Origin of the sequence: Nocardioides sp., from assembly GCF_044226765.1 — a bacterium.
Classification (GTDB): Bacteria; Actinomycetota; Actinomycetes; order Propionibacteriales; family Nocardioidaceae; genus Nocardioides.
The window spans coordinates 117,774-132,413 of the sequence record NZ_JBGAGJ010000011.1 but is presented as its reverse complement, the minus strand read 5'-3'; the positions used below and the strand labels follow the sequence as shown (position 1 = coordinate 132,413).

General features: G+C 73.6%; 19 protein-coding genes. 8 read left to right on the top strand and 11 right to left on the bottom strand.

The window, feature by feature from the left end:
* Positions 1 to 7 precede the first annotated feature (7 nt).
* Positions 8 to 1,684 (bottom strand): DEAD/DEAH box helicase, encoded by a 1,677-nt coding sequence (locus tag ACILRH_RS19435; protein ID WP_395695742.1) that lies wholly within the window; start codon positions 1,682 to 1,684, stop codon positions 8 to 10.
* 107 nt (positions 1,685 to 1,791) lie between these two features.
* On the bottom strand, positions 1,792 to 2,046 hold the full coding sequence (locus tag ACILRH_RS19430) for a DUF3039 domain-containing protein (RefSeq protein ID WP_395695741.1): 255 nt from the start codon (positions 2,044 to 2,046) through the stop codon (positions 1,792 to 1,794).
* Positions 2,047 to 2,120: 74 nt separating this feature from the next.
* Between ACILRH_RS19430 and ACILRH_RS19425 the strand changes: the two genes are divergently transcribed.
* A complete protein-coding gene (locus ACILRH_RS19425; protein ID WP_395695718.1) occupies positions 2,121 to 2,858 on the top strand; it encodes a PIG-L deacetylase family protein in 738 nt (245 codons plus the stop codon).
* 178 nt (positions 2,859 to 3,036) lie between these two features.
* Here ACILRH_RS19425 and ACILRH_RS19420 read toward each other — a convergent pair whose 3' ends face one another.
* The gene (locus tag ACILRH_RS19420; protein WP_395695717.1) at positions 3,037 to 3,597 is read right to left on the bottom strand and encodes a YqgE/AlgH family protein; all 561 of its coding nucleotides are present in this window, start codon (positions 3,595 to 3,597) and stop codon (positions 3,037 to 3,039) included.
* 65 nt (positions 3,598 to 3,662) lie between these two features.
* The gene (locus tag ACILRH_RS19415; protein WP_395695716.1) at positions 3,663 to 4,190 is read right to left on the bottom strand and encodes a hypothetical protein; all 528 of its coding nucleotides are present in this window, start codon (positions 4,188 to 4,190) and stop codon (positions 3,663 to 3,665) included.
* Between the two features lie 134 nt (positions 4,191 to 4,324).
* Between ACILRH_RS19415 and ACILRH_RS19410 the strand changes: the two genes are divergently transcribed.
* Positions 4,325 to 5,014: a TetR/AcrR family transcriptional regulator gene (locus ACILRH_RS19410; RefSeq protein WP_395695715.1), complete on the top strand. Its 690-nt coding sequence runs from the start codon at positions 4,325 to 4,327 to the stop codon at positions 5,012 to 5,014.
* Here ACILRH_RS19410 and ACILRH_RS19405 read toward each other — a convergent pair.
* The 4 genes from ACILRH_RS19405 to ACILRH_RS19390 form a co-directional block, all read right to left on the bottom strand.
* Positions 4,998 to 6,023: a DUF3048 domain-containing protein gene (locus tag ACILRH_RS19405; RefSeq protein WP_395695714.1), complete on the bottom strand. Its 1,026-nt coding sequence runs from the start codon at positions 6,021 to 6,023 to the stop codon at positions 4,998 to 5,000. The genes ACILRH_RS19410 and ACILRH_RS19405 overlap by 17 nt on opposite strands.
* A 100-nt stretch (positions 6,024 to 6,123) precedes the next feature.
* The gene (locus tag ACILRH_RS19400; protein WP_395695713.1) at positions 6,124 to 6,891 is read right to left on the bottom strand and encodes an SDR family NAD(P)-dependent oxidoreductase; all 768 of its coding nucleotides are present in this window, start codon (positions 6,889 to 6,891) and stop codon (positions 6,124 to 6,126) included.
* Positions 6,892 to 6,996: 105 nt separating this feature from the next.
* Positions 6,997 to 7,422, bottom strand: a complete 426-nt coding sequence (locus ACILRH_RS19395; protein WP_395695712.1) for an HIT family protein — start codon at positions 7,420 to 7,422, stop codon at positions 6,997 to 6,999.
* Positions 7,423 to 7,444: 22 nt separating this feature from the next.
* Positions 7,445 to 8,326, bottom strand: a complete 882-nt coding sequence (locus tag ACILRH_RS19390) for a DICT sensory domain-containing protein (protein WP_395695711.1) — start codon at positions 8,324 to 8,326, stop codon at positions 7,445 to 7,447.
* A gap of 66 nt (positions 8,327 to 8,392) precedes the next feature.
* On the opposite strand from ACILRH_RS19390, the gene ACILRH_RS19385 reads away from it, so the two are divergent.
* The 6 genes from ACILRH_RS19385 to ACILRH_RS19360 all read left to right on the top strand — a co-directional run bounded on the left by ACILRH_RS19385 (position 8,393) and on the right by ACILRH_RS19360 (position 12,811).
* Complete coding sequence (locus ACILRH_RS19385; RefSeq protein ID WP_395695710.1) at positions 8,393 to 8,620, top strand: hypothetical protein; 228 nt, start codon at positions 8,393 to 8,395, stop codon at positions 8,618 to 8,620.
* 239 nt (positions 8,621 to 8,859) lie between these two features.
* Entirely contained in the window at positions 8,860 to 9,336 is a 477-nt protein-coding gene (locus ACILRH_RS19380) for a hypothetical protein (protein WP_395695709.1), read from the top strand.
* A gap of 56 nt (positions 9,337 to 9,392) precedes the next feature.
* A complete protein-coding gene (locus ACILRH_RS19375) occupies positions 9,393 to 10,751 on the top strand; it encodes a ferric reductase-like transmembrane domain-containing protein (RefSeq protein ID WP_395695708.1) in 1,359 nt (452 codons plus the stop codon).
* The gene (locus tag ACILRH_RS19370) at positions 10,748 to 11,269 is read left to right on the top strand and encodes an FMN-binding protein (RefSeq protein WP_395695707.1); all 522 of its coding nucleotides are present in this window, start codon (positions 10,748 to 10,750) and stop codon (positions 11,267 to 11,269) included. The genes ACILRH_RS19375 and ACILRH_RS19370 overlap by 4 nt, the downstream gene beginning before the upstream one ends.
* Positions 11,266 to 12,036, top strand: a complete 771-nt coding sequence (locus ACILRH_RS19365; protein ID WP_395695706.1) for an FAD:protein FMN transferase — start codon at positions 11,266 to 11,268, stop codon at positions 12,034 to 12,036. Before ACILRH_RS19370 ends, ACILRH_RS19365 begins: the two co-directional genes overlap by 4 nt.
* A gap of 103 nt (positions 12,037 to 12,139) precedes the next feature.
* Entirely contained in the window at positions 12,140 to 12,811 is a 672-nt protein-coding gene (locus ACILRH_RS19360) for a phosphatase PAP2 family protein (protein ID WP_395695705.1), read from the top strand.
* A 386-nt stretch (positions 12,812 to 13,197) separates the two neighbouring features.
* On the opposite strand, the gene ACILRH_RS19355 is transcribed toward ACILRH_RS19360, so the two are convergent.
* Genes ACILRH_RS19355 through ACILRH_RS19345 form a run of 3 tightly spaced genes read right to left on the bottom strand, consistent with a single transcriptional unit; the run spans position 13,198 to position 14,618 of the window.
* Complete coding sequence (locus ACILRH_RS19355) at positions 13,198 to 13,614, bottom strand: DUF6325 family protein (RefSeq protein WP_395695704.1); 417 nt, start codon at positions 13,612 to 13,614, stop codon at positions 13,198 to 13,200.
* Positions 13,611 to 13,880, bottom strand: coding sequence for an SHOCT domain-containing protein (locus ACILRH_RS19350; protein WP_395695703.1), 270 nt, complete (start codon positions 13,878 to 13,880; stop codon positions 13,611 to 13,613). The genes ACILRH_RS19355 and ACILRH_RS19350 overlap by 4 nt, the downstream gene beginning before the upstream one ends.
* Positions 13,881 to 13,898: 18 nt before the next feature.
* Positions 13,899 to 14,618, bottom strand: coding sequence for a peroxiredoxin (locus ACILRH_RS19345; protein WP_395695702.1), 720 nt, complete (start codon positions 14,616 to 14,618; stop codon positions 13,899 to 13,901).
* Positions 14,619 to 14,640 lie beyond the last annotated feature (22 nt).

The following is a 14,640-nucleotide window of genomic DNA, read 5'->3' as shown; positions in this document are numbered from 1 at the left end:
GGGGGACTCAGGAGCTGCGGCGTAGCGCCCACTCGCGGATCCGGTCGATCCGCGCCGCCAGCTGGTCGGCGGTGGCGACGGCGGCGGCGGGCCCCCCGCACTCCTTGCGCAGGGCGGCGTGGGTGATCCCGTGCGCCTGTCCGGTGCGGTGGTGCCACGCCGCGACCAGCCCGTTGAGCTCGCGTCGCAGCACCGCCAGCTGCTCGTGGGTGGTCACCTCGGCCACGGTGTCCGGCTCGGGCCCCCGCGCCGCCTTCTGCTTGCGGGCCCGCTCGCTCTGGCGGTGGTGGAGCAGTTCGCGCATCTGGTCGGGCTCGAGGAGGCCGGGGATGCCGAGGAAGTCCATCTCCTCCTCCGAGCCGACGTGGACCTCGCCGGCGTGGCCGAACTCGCCGCCGTCGTAGAGGACCCGGTCGAACCGGGCCTCCGACCCCAGCGCCTCGAACGACATCTCGAGCTCGGCGCTCGCGCTCTCGCCCGCGTTCGCCTGGGCCAGCAGGTCCTGCTCTGCGGCGAAGATGTCGTCCTCGTCGGCGATCCGCCGGCCCAGCACGTGGTCGCGCTCGACCTCCATCTCCGAGGCGAACCCGAGCAGCGACGGCACGGACGGGAGGAACACCGACGCGGTCTCGCCGCGGGTCCGGGCGCGCACGAACCGGCCGACGGCCTGGGCGAAGAACAGCGGCGTCGAGGTGGTCGTCGCGTAGACGCCCACGGCGAGCCGCGGCACGTCGACGCCCTCGGACACCATTCGCACCGCGACCATCCACCGCTTGTCGTTGGCGCTGAACTCGCTGATCCGCTTGGACGCCAGCTTCTCGTCGGACAGGACGACGGTCGCCGGCTCCCCCGACACCTGCTTGAGCAGCTTGGCGTAGGCCCGCGCGGAGTCCTGGTCGCTGGCGATCACGAGGCCGCCGGCGTCGGGCACGTGCCGGCGTACCTCCGACAGGCGCTTGTCGGCGGCGGCGAGCACCGACGGCATCCAGGAGCCGCCGGGGTCCAGCGCGGTGCGCAGCGCCTGTGCGGTCAGGTCCTTGGTGAGCGGCTCCCCCAGCCGGGCCGCCACCTCGTCGCCGGCCCGGGTCCGCCACTGCATCTCGCCGGAGTAGGCGAGGAAGAGCACGGGACGCACCACGTGGTCGGCGAGCGCGTGCGCGTAGCCGTAGGTGAAGTCGGCGACGGACCGCGGCACGCCGTCGTCGCCGGGCGCGTAGGTGACGAAGGGGATCGGGTTGACGTCGGACCGGAACGGCGTGCCCGTCAGCGCGAGCCGCCGGGTCGCGGGCTCGAACGCCTCCCGCACGCCCTCGCCCCACGACAGCGCGTCACCGGCGTGGTGCACCTCGTCGAGGATGACCAGGGTCTTGAACCGCTCGGTGCGGATCCGCATCGCGAGCGGGTTGACCGCCACGCCGGCGTACGTCACGGCGACGCCGACGTAGTCCTGGGAGGTCTTGCCCTTGCCGGCCGCGTACGTCGGGTCGATCGGCATGCCCGCGCGAGCGGCGGCCTCGGCCCACTGGCTCTTCAGGTGCTCCGTGGGGGCGACGATCGTGACCCGGTCGACGATCCGGCGTTCGAGCAGCTCGGCGGCGACCGTGAGCGCGAACGTCGTCTTCCCGGCGCCGGGCGTCGCCACCGCGAGGAAGTCGCGCGGCTGGGTGCGCAGGTACTGCTCCATCGCGGCCGTCTGCCACGCACGCAGGGAGGTCGCCGTCCCCCAGGCGGCGCGCTCCGGCCAGGCCGGCGTGAGCGCGTGCGGGCGGGGGTCGGCCGGGGGCCGATCCGTCACTCGCCGGACCCGCCGGCGTCGTCCTTGAGGGACTCCCAGACTTCCTTGCACTCCGGGCAGACCGGGAACTTCTCGGGCGCGCGGCTGGGCACCCAGACCTTGCCGCACAGGGCGACGACGGGGGTCCCCATCACCATCGCCTCGGTCAGCTTGTCCTTCTCCACGTAGTGGGAGAAGCGCTCGTGGTCACCCTCGTCGGTCGGGACGGTCCGCCGGTCCTCGCGGACGTCGGTGTCGGTCGAGAAGCCGATGGTGGTCACGCGCCCCAGGGTACGACACCGCGTCCTCTCGACAGGCCGGTCCGGTGGGATGTTGACTCCCGTGCGTGCTCCCCGACCTGAACCCCCGCCACGACCCGCCCCGGCTGCTGCTGGCCGTCGCCCACCCCGACGACGAGACCTTCGGCTGCGGGTCCGTCCTCGCCCACGCGTCGAGCCTGGGCTGGGAGACCACGGTGCTCTGCGCGACCCGCGGTGAGGCCGGGGAGCCGGCGCCCGGCTTCGACCTCGCCGGCCGGCCCCTGGCCGAGCACCGCGAGCGTGAGCTGTGGGCAGCTGCCGCCCTGCTCGGGGTCACCCGGCTGGCGCTGCTGGACTTCCTCGACTCCGGCATGGACGGCGACCCGGTGCCCGGCACCCTCTGCGCGGCCGACCCGCTCGCGGTGACCGACGCGGTGCGGACGGTCGCCGAGGATGTCGACCCCGACGTGGTGCTGACCCTCGACGCCGCCGACGGCCACCGCGACCACGCCCGGATGCGCGACGCGGCGGTCGCCGTCGCGACCGAGCGCGGCGTGCCGGCGTACCTCCAGGCCCTGCCGCGCAGCCTGATGGACCGCTGGGTCGCGCACATGGTCACCGCCCGGCCAGAGATGGCGCACCTGCAGTACGCCGAGCTCGGCACGCCGGACGAGGAGGTGACGGTGGTGCTGGACAGCTCCGAGCACCTGGCGGTGCGCGAGCAGGCGATCGCGCTGCACGCCTCGCAGACCTCCCCCTACGAGGGGCTCCCACCCGACCTGCGCCGCGACTTCCTCGCCCGCGACCACCTGGTGCGCGCCTGAGCGCGTGTCGCTGGTGCGGCGGCCGGTCAGCGGTCCCGGGTTCATCACGGTATGCAGGTGAACCTGCACCTCCCACGGCGTGCCCGCCATGGGAAGTGCAGGTTCACCAACAGACCATGGTGAAACGGCACGCCCCGGGCAGCCGACGCGAGACCCCCGAGACCCCCAAGGACCAGCGCTAGTTGAGCTCCGGGTCCACCGGACGGGTGGAGTGCCACGCGAGCTCGCCGGGCTGGCGGCGCAGCACGTCGCGCCACAGCTCTCCGGCGTCGAGGCGGAACACGTCGGCCGCCTCGCCGGGGACGACGTACCAGCTGCCCTCGTCGATCTCGGCATCGAGCTGCTCGGCGCCCCAGCCGGCGTACCCGGCGAAGATCCGCAGCCCGTCCAGGCTGCCCTCGAGCAGCTCCAGCGGGGTGTCGAGGTCCACCAGGCCGAGCCGGCCCTCGACGGGCCGGAACCCGACGGGGACGTCGTCGTCGGCGCGCAGGGTGGCGACGGCGAGCGCGCCCTGGACGCTGACCGGGCCACCCTGGAAGAACACCTCGGGCTCGGCCACGAGGTCCCCCCAGCCGTCGTCGAGGACCTCGGCGACGGGGACGCCGGACGGGCGGTTGAGGACGACGCCGAGGGCGCCCTGGTCGTCGACGTCGAGCAGCAGCACGACCGTGTCGGCGAAGTTCGGATCGAGGAGGGCAGGAGTGGCGACCAGCAGCATGCCGGCCCGCACCTCGGTCATGCGTCCATCATGACCCATCGCCGGTGGCCCGTCCCGAGGACGGACCACCGGCGACGGCCGGGGTCTCAGGCTGCGGCCAGCGCAGCCCGGAGCCGGTTCAGCAGCCGCGGCGGCCGGGGGTCCGCGGCCGCCCGCACCGGGCGGTGCGTGGCGCGCGCGCGGCTCTCGATCGCGGCACCGACCCGCACGGCGACCTCGTCGGCGGCGCTGGCCCGACCGGCGCTCATCGCCAGCAGCGCGTGCTGCTTGGCGGTCGCGCGGGCCATCGCCTCGGCGGTCGGACGGTCCGGCGGTGCGGCGCGGTGGTGGTCCAGCACGGCCAGCACGCCGGGGAGCTCGTCGGCGGTGGCGTGCCAGGCGGCGACCACCGCGTCCTCGAGATCGAAGGGCTGGCGGGAGAGCTCGCGCTCGACGTGGCCGGCCAGCCGGGTGTGCCACCGCAGCTGGAGCGCGCCGAGCAGGTCGAGCTCGTCGGCGAAGGACTCCGCGACGCCGTCGACGTCCAGCGGGAGCGTGCCGTCGCGACGGTCGTCGGCGGCGGCGATCACGGCGCGGAGGGTCTCACCGCGCGAGTGGAACGACTTCCAGGTCATGGGGGTGTGCTCCTTCGGGGAGGTACATACTGAAAGTACGTACCCACGGTATGACCACATACTCTCGGTATGCAAGCCCGACGTCGTGATCCCGATCACGGCATACCGACGGTCGGTACTAGGCTCCGTGGACTATGAGCAAGTCCTCGGTCAGCAAGCTCGCCCCCCTGGTCCCCGGCTCGAGCCGTCGTCAGCAGTACTCGGCGTCGACCAAGCGGGCGCTGGTGGACGTGGCCGAGGAGCTGTTCACCGAGAGCGGGTACGCCGCCACCTCGCTGGACGCGATCGTGGCCGGCGCCCGGGTCACCAAGGGAGCGCTCTACCACCACTTCAGCGGCAAGCAGGCGCTCTTCGAGGCCGTCTTCGAGCGGGTCGAGGACGACGCCGCCCGGGCGATCCAGCGCGCGCTCAAGGGGCACCGCGACCCGTGGGAGAAGGCCACGGCCGGGCTGCGGGCGTTCCTCGAGGTGGTGCGCGAGCCGCGCTACCGGCGCATCGTGATCCAGGAGGGCCCGTCGGTCCTCGGCTACGAGCGGTTCCGCGAGCAGGAGGAGCGCTCGACGTTCGCGAACGTCCTCGAGATCGTCCGCTCGGTGCTCGCGGCCGGCACGTGGGACCTCGACGAGAACCTGCAGCAGACCTTCGCCCGGATCTTCTTCGGCGCGATGTCGTCGGCCGGCGAGTCGGTCTCCAGCGCCGAGGACCCCGAGGCCGCCGCGGCCGACGTCGAGACCGCGATCGGGTTCATCCTCGCGGGCTTCCGCGCCCTCGCCGACAGCGGCGTCGAGCTGTCCTCCGGGAGCGTTCCTACTTCTGGAACGTGACGTTGCCGTTGGCGGCCGGCACCAGCTCGATCCAGGTGTGGCCGGCGGGCACGGTCAGGTCGCCCGCCTTGGTCGAGAGCGTGACCGGGGAGCCGAGGTCCTTCTTCGCCCAGGTGCCGCGGACGAGGTGCCCGCCGTGGAAGATCATCGCCTGGCCCTTGCCGGTGAACTTGGTCTCCGGCACCGGGTTGCCGGCCGGGTCGAGGTAGCCGGCGTCGCCGACCTGCACCCGCAGCACGACGACCGAGTCGGCCGGGAACGTGTCACCCTGCGCGGCGTACGTGTTCTGGTTGACGTAGCCCTTGCCGTCGTACTTCCAGCTCGTCGTGTGCCCGCCGCCGAACGCGACGTCGATGTGCTTGGCCGCCTGGCCGGCCGGGAAGTCGTCCTCACTGCCCCACGGCAGGTAGTCGTCGGGCCGGGTCGGCTCGTCGAGCTTGGCCTCCTCGCCGACGTCCTGCAGGTTGGCGAACAGGTTGTACGGCGCCGCGCGCGAGCTGTCGCGGGCGAACCCCTTCGAGCCCTCGGTGTAGTAGTCGATGCCGGCGTCCTTGATCCGCTTCAGCGTCACGGCGGCCGCGCCGCTGGTCGCGATGGTGGCGTCGACCGGCGAGACGATGCCGATGTCGCTGGCCCGCATCGAGCGCACCGGACCGACCCGGTCCGGGAGGTCGGAGTAGTAGAACGCCGCCAGCCGGGTCAGGCCACCCTCGACCAGCTCCTCCACGACCAGGTCCGCCGACCCCAGCCCGATCTGCGGCGAGCTGGCCTCGGTGTTGTCCATCTTGGCGACGATCACCGGGTGGTCCTGCGCCGCCTCCTCGTCGCCGCTGACGGGCAGCCCGGTGAGCGGCCAGGTCGAGGAGACCTCACCGGCACCGGCCACCTGCTGGGCGTCCGGTCCGTCGCTCCCGGAGTCGCTGCCGCCGCCGCAGCCGGCGAGCGCGAGGCCGGCGGCCACGAGGACGACGGCGAGGGACCGGGGGTGGGACAGGCGGGCACGGCGCACGGGATCGCTCCGTTTCTGGATTCTCAAGCGTTCTGGTCGACTTCAGTGTGCAGGCTGACGCCCGCGCCCGTGGGGAGGCGCGCCCGCATGGTGGGACGTGCTATCCGAGCTTCGCGCCGCCGTCGACGTAGAGCGTCTGGCCGGTGATGTACGACGCCTCGTCGCTGCACAGGAAGGCGGCTGCCGCGGCGATGTCGGCGGGGTAGCCGACGCGCTTGACCGGGTTGGCCTCGGCGCTCATCTGCTGCAGCTGCTCGGGCTCGAGCTTGAGCCGGCGCGCCGTCGCGTCGGTCATCTCGGTGACGATGAAGCCCGGCGCGATCGCGTTGGCGTTGATGCCGAACGGGCCGAGCTCGATGCCGAGGGTCCGGGTGAACCCCTGGATGCCCATCTTGGCCGCGGAGTAGTTGGCCTGGCCGCGGTTGCCGAGCGCGGAGACGCTCGAGAGGTTGAGGACCTTGCCGTACTTCTGGGCGACGAAGTGCTTCTGGGCGGCCTTGGTCATCAGGAACGCACCGCGCAGGTGGACGTTCATGACCAGGTCCCAGTCGTCCTCGCTCATCTTGAACAGCAGGTTGTCGCGGGTGATGCCGGCGTTGTTGACCAGCACGTGGATCCCGCCGAGCTCGCCGACGACCCGCTCGACCGCAGCCTCGGCGGAGGCGGCGTCGCTGACGTCGCAGCCGATCCCGACCGCCTTCGCGCCCTCGGTCAGCGGCAGCTTCGCCGCGGCCTCGGCGGCGCTGGCCTCGTCGAGGTCGAGGATCGCGACCGACGCGCCCTCCTCGGCGAACCGCGTCGCGGTCCCGAACCCGATGCCGCGCGCGGCGCCGGTGACGACAACAACCCGACCGTCATAACGACCCATGGAAAGTGGCTCCTCGTGGTCCCGGCGGGCCCGAGGGTCGGACCCGTCGGAACCCCACCCTAGGGGACCCCGGACGCCGACCGACCGAGGGGTTGCCGCCCGGCCTCAGCGTGGAGGCAGGGCGGCACGCAGGCGTGCGGCGTACTCCGCGCCCTCGCCCTCGGCGTACGTCGCGCGTGGCCAGAAGAAGCCGCGCAGGCCGTCGCCCTTGGTGCGGGGGACGACGTGCAGGTGCAGGTGCGGGACGGACTGGCTGACCACGTTGTTCATCGCCACGAAGCTGCCCTGGGCACCGAGGCCGTCGACCACGGCCGCGGCCAGCCGCTGCCCGGCCGCGAGGAAGGGGTCGCGCAGGGCGGCCGGGAGGTCGACGAGCGTGCCGACGTGCTGGCGCGGCACGAGCAGCACGTGTCCCTTGAACAGCGGTCGCCGGTCGAGGAAGGCGACCAGCTCCGGCTCGTCGAGCACCAGGTCGGCGGGAAGGTCGCCGGCGACGATGCTGCAGAAGACGCAGTCGGGGTCGCGGTCCATCCACGCAGCCTAGGCCGGCGGGTCAGGCGCGGACCTTGTGCGTGGCGTCGTCGACGTAGGCCACCACCCGGTTGAACAGCGTCGTGACCGTCGCGAGGTCGGTGCGACCACCGGGGGCCGGGCCCACGAGCTCCTCGAGCACCTCGGCAGCTCCGGGTGCCCCGGCCGCTACGGCGGCCGATGCGCAGCACCGGGCGGCGTCGCGGACGACCGCGGGCTCCACGCTCCAGACGCTCTCGAACAGCCGCGCGTGGTCGGGCACGTCGTCCTGCCCGGGCAGCTCCCAGGCGCTGAGCACGGCCGGCAGCTCGGGTGAGTCGCATACGACGAACCACTCCCCCCGCATCGGCGTCCCCGACTCGAGGACGACCTCGACCGGCCCGGTGCTGGCGACGACCCCCGGCTGGTCGAGGAAGACGTACGTCGAGCGGGCGACCCGGGACAGCGCCCGCCAGCGGTACCGCGACGGCCGCCAGAACTCCGCGCGCTGGAAGCCGCCGAACAGGTGTGGCCGGGTCGCCTTCGCACAGAACTCGTCCTCGATCGCCCAGGACAGCGCCAGCAGCGTGTCCTTGCGCAGCCGGTAGGGGTGGACGGCCGGGTGGGTCCGCCGCAGTTCGGCGAAGAGGGAGGTCGGGCCGGGGACCGCCGCGGCCCGCACCTCCGCGATCGCCCGCTCGATCGCGACGTCGAGCCGGACGCCGTCCTCGCGGCGGCGCACCACCTCGCTCACCACGGACACGTCGGAATCGCGGTAGCGACGGTGGCCGCTCGGCAGCCGTTCCGGCACCGGGAAGCCGTGCCGCTGCTCCCACATCCGCAGCGTCGCGGGCGCGACCCCGGTGCGGTCGGCGAGGTCGCCGATGGTGAGCACGCCTGCGGAAGACTTGAACGTTTTGTTCATGTAGAGAAGGGTAGACCTCAACACGTTGTTGCACCAGGGGTGGGGAGCCCCGAGAGAGGCGGGCACGTGAGGGTCGACGAGTTCTACGACGCCACCGCTCCGGTGGCGTGGCGACTGGCCCGGTGTCTGCACGAGACCGCCGAGGAGGCGCAGGAGGCGGTGGTCCGCGCCTACCACGAGCTGCTCGCCGACCCCGCCGCCCTGCAGCACCCGCGCGCCCGCACCCACCTGCTAGCCCTGCTCACCCAGCACGCCCGCGCGCCGCTCGCCCCCCTCCCCCTGCGCGCCGGCTGACCCCCGGGCGCGGCACCGGCAGCCCGCGAGGTCGGCGGGGAGGGTGGGGGTGGTCAGGGGAAATGTGCAGGACACGCCGTGGCGCTTCGGCGTGTCCTGCACATTTCCCCGGTCAGCCGGTGAACCGAACACTCTGAGCACCGCGGCCGGCGTTCACAGGAAGCGGACAGGATCGGCCCAGCCTGCGCCCAACCGGGCCGGACATCCTCGAGGCATCGACCGAGGAGAAGGAGAACCCGGTGCCCGAGCACTCGACCCCTGACCAGCCCGAGCAGCAGCCGCACGGCCCGCTGGACGACACCGCCCCCGTGGGTGGGACCGCCGAGCCCGTGGCGAGCGGCAACCGTTGGGAGCCGACCCCGGGAGCCGTCGTGCCACCCGTAGGTCCCCCGACCGACCAGCCGCTCCCCGCGGCCGTGCCCGCACCCCCCGCCACCGCGCCGGGGAGCGGCTGGCGACCGGGACGCAACGCCCTGACGGTCGGCCTCGGGGCCGCCGCACTGGTCCTGGTCGGCGGGAGCGCGTTCGCGGTCGGGCAGGCGACGGCCGGGAACGACCACCCCGGCTTCCCGGGCGGCGACCAGCTCTCTCACCAGGGCGTGCCCCCGGGCGCCCCCGGCGAGGGCGCGGCCCCGGGCCCGGGCGGGCTGCCCGGCGCGCCCGGCGACTTCGACGACCACGACGGCCACGACGACCACGACGAGGACGAGGACTGACCGTGACCACGATGACGCCTGCTCACGCGGTGTCGCGCCCGGCGGTGCGACCCCGCGTGAGCGGGACCAGGGCCCGCGTCGACGCCGCCGTCCGGACCGCCGCCGGCTCCGCGCTGTGGGTGTCGCTCCTGCTCGTGACCTACTGGTGGGTCGCGGGCGGCGGGATCCAGGACCTCGGCACCACCGCCGGCGCCCTGATCGCGACCGGCCGGCTGACCGGGCTCGTCGCGTCGGTCCTCCTGCTCGTGCAGGTGGTCCTCATGGCGCGGGTGCCCACCCTCGAGCACGCCTTCGGGCAGGACCGGCTGGCCCGGACGCACCGCCTGGTCGGCTTCACCGGGTTCAACCTGATGGTCGCCCACGTCGTCCTCATCACCTGGGGGTACGCCGTCGGCTCGCTGTCCGCCGTGCCCGGGACGTTCTGGACGCTGATGTGGCACGACCCCGGGATGCTGCTGGCGGTCGCCGGCACCGCGTTCCTGTTCCTCGTCGTCGGCACCAGCCTGCGGGCCGTGCGGCGCCGCACCCGCTACGAGTCGTGGCACCTGCTCCACCTCTATGCCTACCTCGGCGTGGGCCTCGCCCTGCCGCACCAGCTGTGGACCGGCCAGGAGTTCCTCGGCTCCCCCGGCCGCACGCTCTTCTGGTGGACCGCCTGGGCGGTCGCCGCCGGCTCCGTGCTCGTCTGGCGCGTCGCGCTGCCGCTGTGGCGCTCGGCCCGCTACGGCCTGCGGGTGACCTCGGTGGTCTCGGAAGCACCCGGCATCACGTCGGTCTACATGCGCGGCCGCGGCCTGTCCCGCCTGCCGGTCGAGGCCGGCCAGTTCCTCTCGTGGCGGTTCCTCGGCCGCCGCGGCTGGAGCCGGGCGAACCCCTTCTCGCTCTCCGCGGCCCCTGACGGGCGCAGCCTGCGGATCACCGTGCAGGCCGTCGGTGACGGCAGCCGCGACGTGCAGACGCTCACCCCGGGGACCCGGGTGGTGGTCGAGGGGCCCTACGGACGCCTCAGCGCCCGGGCCCGCACCCAGCAGCGGGTCGCGTTCATCGGCGCCGGCGTGGGACTCGCGCCCCTGCGGGCGCTGGCGGAGGGGATGTCCTACGCCCCGGGCGACGCGATCTACGTCGAGCGTTGCAGCGAGTCGCCCCTCTTCGAGCGGGAGATCGACCAGCTCCGCCGCGAGCGCGGGCTGCAGGTCCTGCGGCTGCCCGGCCACCGTCGCGCCGACTGGTCCTGGCTGCCGCACGGCGTCGCCCCGGTCTCCGACCTCGACGCCCTGCGCGGCTGGGTCCCCGACATCGCCCATCGTGACGTCTTCGTGTGCGGGCCCGAGGTCTGGACCGACCTCGTGCGCCGCGACCTGCTGGCCGCCGGGCTGCCGCCCGAGCGGCTCCACCTCGAGACCTTCAGCTGGTGAGCCCCGTGCAGCGCATCGTCCTCTGGCTCCTGTCCACCGTCTCCGTGCTGGTGCTGCTCTTCGGCTACCACACCTCGACGTCCGGACCCGTCGCGACCGCCAGCCCACCGGCGCTGATCTCCGGATCCGGGCAGAGCGCATCCGGTGGCTCAGGCGGCGGACACGGCGGGTCGTCCGGGAGCTCCTCGGGCGGCTCGGCGAAGAAGTCCGGCGGCGGCCAGGCCCAGCAGGAGGCGGCCAAGCCCACCACCTACACCGGGGGCGTCGCGCAGACCCAGTGGGGGCCGGTGCAGGTGGCCATCGTGGTGTCCGGCCGACGGATCACGGACGTGGGTGTCCCGCAGTACCCGAACGGCAACGGCCAGGACCAGGCGATCAACAGCTACGCGCTGCCGATCCTGGTGCAGGAGACGCTCCAGCAGCAGAGCGCGAACATCGACATGGTCAGCGGCGCGACGGTCACCAGCACCGGTTACCTCCAGTCGCTGCAGAGCGCGCTCGACCAGGCCGGGATGTGACCGCGACGCCGGCCGACGCCGCCGTCCACCGCCGGGTCGAGATCGTGATGGGCCTGCCCATCAGCCTCGCGCTGCGAGGACGGCACGCCACCGGTCCCCGGGCGGACGCCGCCTGGGCGGAGATGCTCTCCGTGCTGCACGAGGCCGACCGGGTGTTCAGCCGCTACCGGCCCGACTCACCCATCTCCCGGCTCGGGCGTGGCGAGCTCGACGTCGCCGACTGCCCACCGGAGGTGGCGGAGGTGCTCGCGCTGGCCGAGGAGGCGCGCCGGGTGTCGGGAGGCGCCTTCGACGTACGCCGGCCCGGGATGCCACTCGACACCGACGGCGTCGTCAAGGGCTGGGCCGTGCAGCGCGCGGCCCAGGCGCTGGACGCCCTCGAGGAGACCGACGGGTGCCTGTCCGGCGGCGGCGACATGGTCTGCGTCGTCCGCGACGAGGCCGGGGAGCCGTGGCGGGTGGGCATCGAGGACCCACGCGACCCCCGCCGCGTGCTGGCCGTCGTCCCGATCCGTCGCGGCGCCGTCGCCACCTCCGGTGCTGCCCATCGCGGCGACCACGTGGTCCACGCCGTCACGGGCCGGCCGCCCGAGGGCGTGGCGTCGGTGACGGTCGTCGGCGACGACCTCACCTGGGCCGACATCGACGCCACGGCGGCGTACGCGATGGGCCGCGACGCCCTGGACTGGCTGCGCACCCGGCGCGGGCGCAGTGGCCTGGTCGTGTGGGCGGACGGGTCGACCGACACCTTCGCGGTGCCCGCCTGAGCCCACCGCGCGGATCCGGGCGTGGATCCGCCGCCGACGGGGAACGTACTCCGGCGTGGAGCGAACGACGAGAGGGAGGCTCGGCGCCGCGGCGACCGTCCTCGTGGCCTGGACAATCATCCTCGCGGTCGTGCTGGGCGTGGGCTGGCTGATCACCCACGCCCTGGCGTCGAGCGTCGACCCGTGGGACAACGACACGTCGCGCTGGTTCGCCGGCGAGCGCACCGGCGACCTCAACGAGGTCGCGGACGTGGGCACGTTCCTGGGCGAGACCCCGGTCGGGATGGCGGTGGCCGCCGTGGTCGCCGCCGCGGCATCGCTGTGGCAGCGCTCGGTGCGGCCGGCGGCGTACTTCGCCCTCCTGGTCGCGGGCATCGGCGGCTTCTACTGGGTGACCACGACGCTGATCAGCCGGCAGCGCCCGCCGGTGCGGATCCTGGACCCCGGCCTGGTGCCGGACCACAGCTTCCCCTCCGGCCACGTCGCGACCGCGATCGCCGTGTACGGCGGCACCGCGCTCCTGTGCTGGTGGCTGGCGCCCCGCACCCGGCCGTGGGTGTGGGTGCTGGTGCTGGTCCCGGTCTTCGTGGCCCTCGCCCGCCTCTACCAGGGCGCCCACCACGTGACCGACGTGCTGACCAGCGTCTGCTACACGACGGCGTGGCTGGCGGTGGTCGCCACGACGCTGCTGCGCCGCGCGCCCGCGGCAGCACAGGGATCCTCTGCGCAGGGATCCTCTGCGGGCTCCGCGAGCCGCGCGGTCACCACGGGCTAGGACGTCCCGGGACCAAATACCCCTCGAGTCCGGACCGTTCGGTCCTGCTCCGACCGGTGCCCGGTGCGACATCGTGGACCCGTGCCCGGGCGTTGACGCGGATCTGGGTGTGGTACCGCGTCCGCCCGGGCTCTTCTCCGTCCGCCGCAGCCGGTCCCCCGGTGGTCGAGCAGCGAGCGCCGGCGAGCGCCCGTCGAGACCCCAGAAGCCGACCCGCCACCCCGACCCCCGGTGGTCGAGCAGCGAGCGCCAGCGAGCGCCCGTCGAGACCCCCGAAGCCGACCCGCCACCCCGACCCACGTGCCACCGTCCCACTCCGGTCTCGACAAGCTCGACCACCGGTCCGACGCCCGACCACCGGCCCTGACGCCCGACCAACCGGCCGGTCAGTCCGGGACGCGCACCAGGTCCTCGGGAGCGATCCAGGTCTCGGCGAGGGTCCGGCCGCCCGCGCCGCGGATGGCACCGACCAGCGGCTCGGCCCACAGGTGCTCGAGCAGGGCGACGGCGGCCATCGAACCCGGCGGGACCGCGTCGGCCAGCGACCAGGTGTCGTCCTCGGCCTCACCGGCGACGTCGTCGTCCCCGGCGAGCAGCCCGGCGGCGAGGGTGCCCAGCTGCGGGTCGAAGCCCTCGGGTGGCGGCAGGGTCTCGAACGCGCCGTCCTCGTGACGGTGGACCAGCAGCACGTCGACCAGGCGGACGACGCCGGCCTCCCGCAGCCGCCCGAGCTCCTCGAGGACCGCACCCGAGAACGACGGGTGCTCGAAGCCGACGACCAGCACCTGCACCGGCCCGCTCACGAGCGCTCCACCCGGGCGCGCAGGTCGTCGTACTCCTCCTGCGTGAGGTGCCCGGACTCCAGCAGCTCATCGAGCGCCTCGACCGGGTCGCGCCGCGGCGCGGGCGGCGCCGTTGGTGGCGGGGGTGGAGGCGGGGGCGGCTGGGTGCGGTGCGAGGCGGCGTACGCCTGGGCGGGTGTCATCCGTCCGCCGTAGTAGGGGACGTCGCCGGTCATGCCCGTCATCCGCAGCTGGCGCGGGACCAGGAACACCATGGCCTCCAGCATGCCGCAGCCCTGGCGTGCTCAGGGCGCGATCGCGTCCATCACGGCCTGCTCGGTCACGTCCTTGGTCGAGAAGAACCAGTCGACGGCGTTCACGGTCTCGTCCTCGAGCCGTTCCTTGGCCATGCCGCACGACCCCGGCGGCGGGACGATGACGGGCTCGCCCGGCCGCCAGTCCGCCGGGGTGGCGATCGCGAGCGCGTCGGCCGCCTGGAGCGCGACCACCAGGCGCTTGAGCTCGTCGAAGTTCCGCCCCGTGCTCAGCGGGTAGTAGATGATCGCGCGGATCACGCCGGCCGGATCGACGACGAACACCGCACGCACCGCCTTGGTGGAGTCCTCCCCCGGCATGATCATCCCGTAGGCGCGCGCCACGTCCATCCCGACGTCGTCGATCAGCGGGAAGGTGACCTCGACGTCCGCCATGCCCCGGAAGGTGATGCGCTCCTTGATGGTGCGCAGCCAGGCGATGTGGCTGTAGAGACCGTCGACGGAGAGGCCGACGAGGTCGGTGCCGAGCGCCGCGAAGTCGTCCTGCATCGTCGCGAAGGTCATGAACTCCGTCGTGCAGACCGGGGTGAAGTCGGCGGGGTGGCTGAAGAAGATCACCCACCGGCCCGCGTAGTCGGCAGGGAACGTGATCTCGCCCTGGGTGGTGGTCGCCGTGAACGACGGCGCCGGGTCGCCGATGCGCGGCATCGGCGAGACAGCCGGGGCTTGGACGGTGGCCTGGTCGGACATGGTGGTTCCTCTCTGGTGATGG

Bases quoted from the DNA above. Each gene is read 5' to 3' on its own strand.
- ACILRH_RS19435 (WP_395695742.1), bottom strand. From the start codon at position 1,684: ATGGAGCAGTACCTGCGCACCCAGCCGCGCGACTTCCTCGCGGTGGCG.
- ACILRH_RS19420 (WP_395695717.1), bottom strand. From the start codon at position 3,597: ATGACCGAGGTGCGGGCCGGCATGCTGCTGGTCGCCACTCCTGCCCTC.
- ACILRH_RS19415 (WP_395695716.1), bottom strand. From the start codon at position 4,190: ATGACCTGGAAGTCGTTCCACTCGCGCGGTGAGACCCTCCGCGCCGTG.
- ACILRH_RS19410 (WP_395695715.1), top strand. From the start codon at position 4,325: ATGAGCAAGTCCTCGGTCAGCAAGCTCGCCCCCCTGGTCCCCGGCTCG.
- ACILRH_RS19400 (WP_395695713.1), bottom strand. From the start codon at position 6,891: ATGGGTCGTTATGACGGTCGGGTTGTTGTCGTCACCGGCGCCGCGCGC.
- ACILRH_RS19395 (WP_395695712.1), bottom strand. From the start codon at position 7,422: ATGGACCGCGACCCCGACTGCGTCTTCTGCAGCATCGTCGCCGGCGAC.
- ACILRH_RS19390 (WP_395695711.1), bottom strand. From the start codon at position 8,326: ATGAACAAAACGTTCAAGTCTTCCGCAGGCGTGCTCACCATCGGCGAC.
- ACILRH_RS19350 (WP_395695703.1), bottom strand. From the start codon at position 13,880: ATGCTGGAGGCCATGGTGTTCCTGGTCCCGCGCCAGCTGCGGATGACG.
- ACILRH_RS19345 (WP_395695702.1), bottom strand. From the start codon at position 14,618: ATGTCCGACCAGGCCACCGTCCAAGCCCCGGCTGTCTCGCCGATGCCG.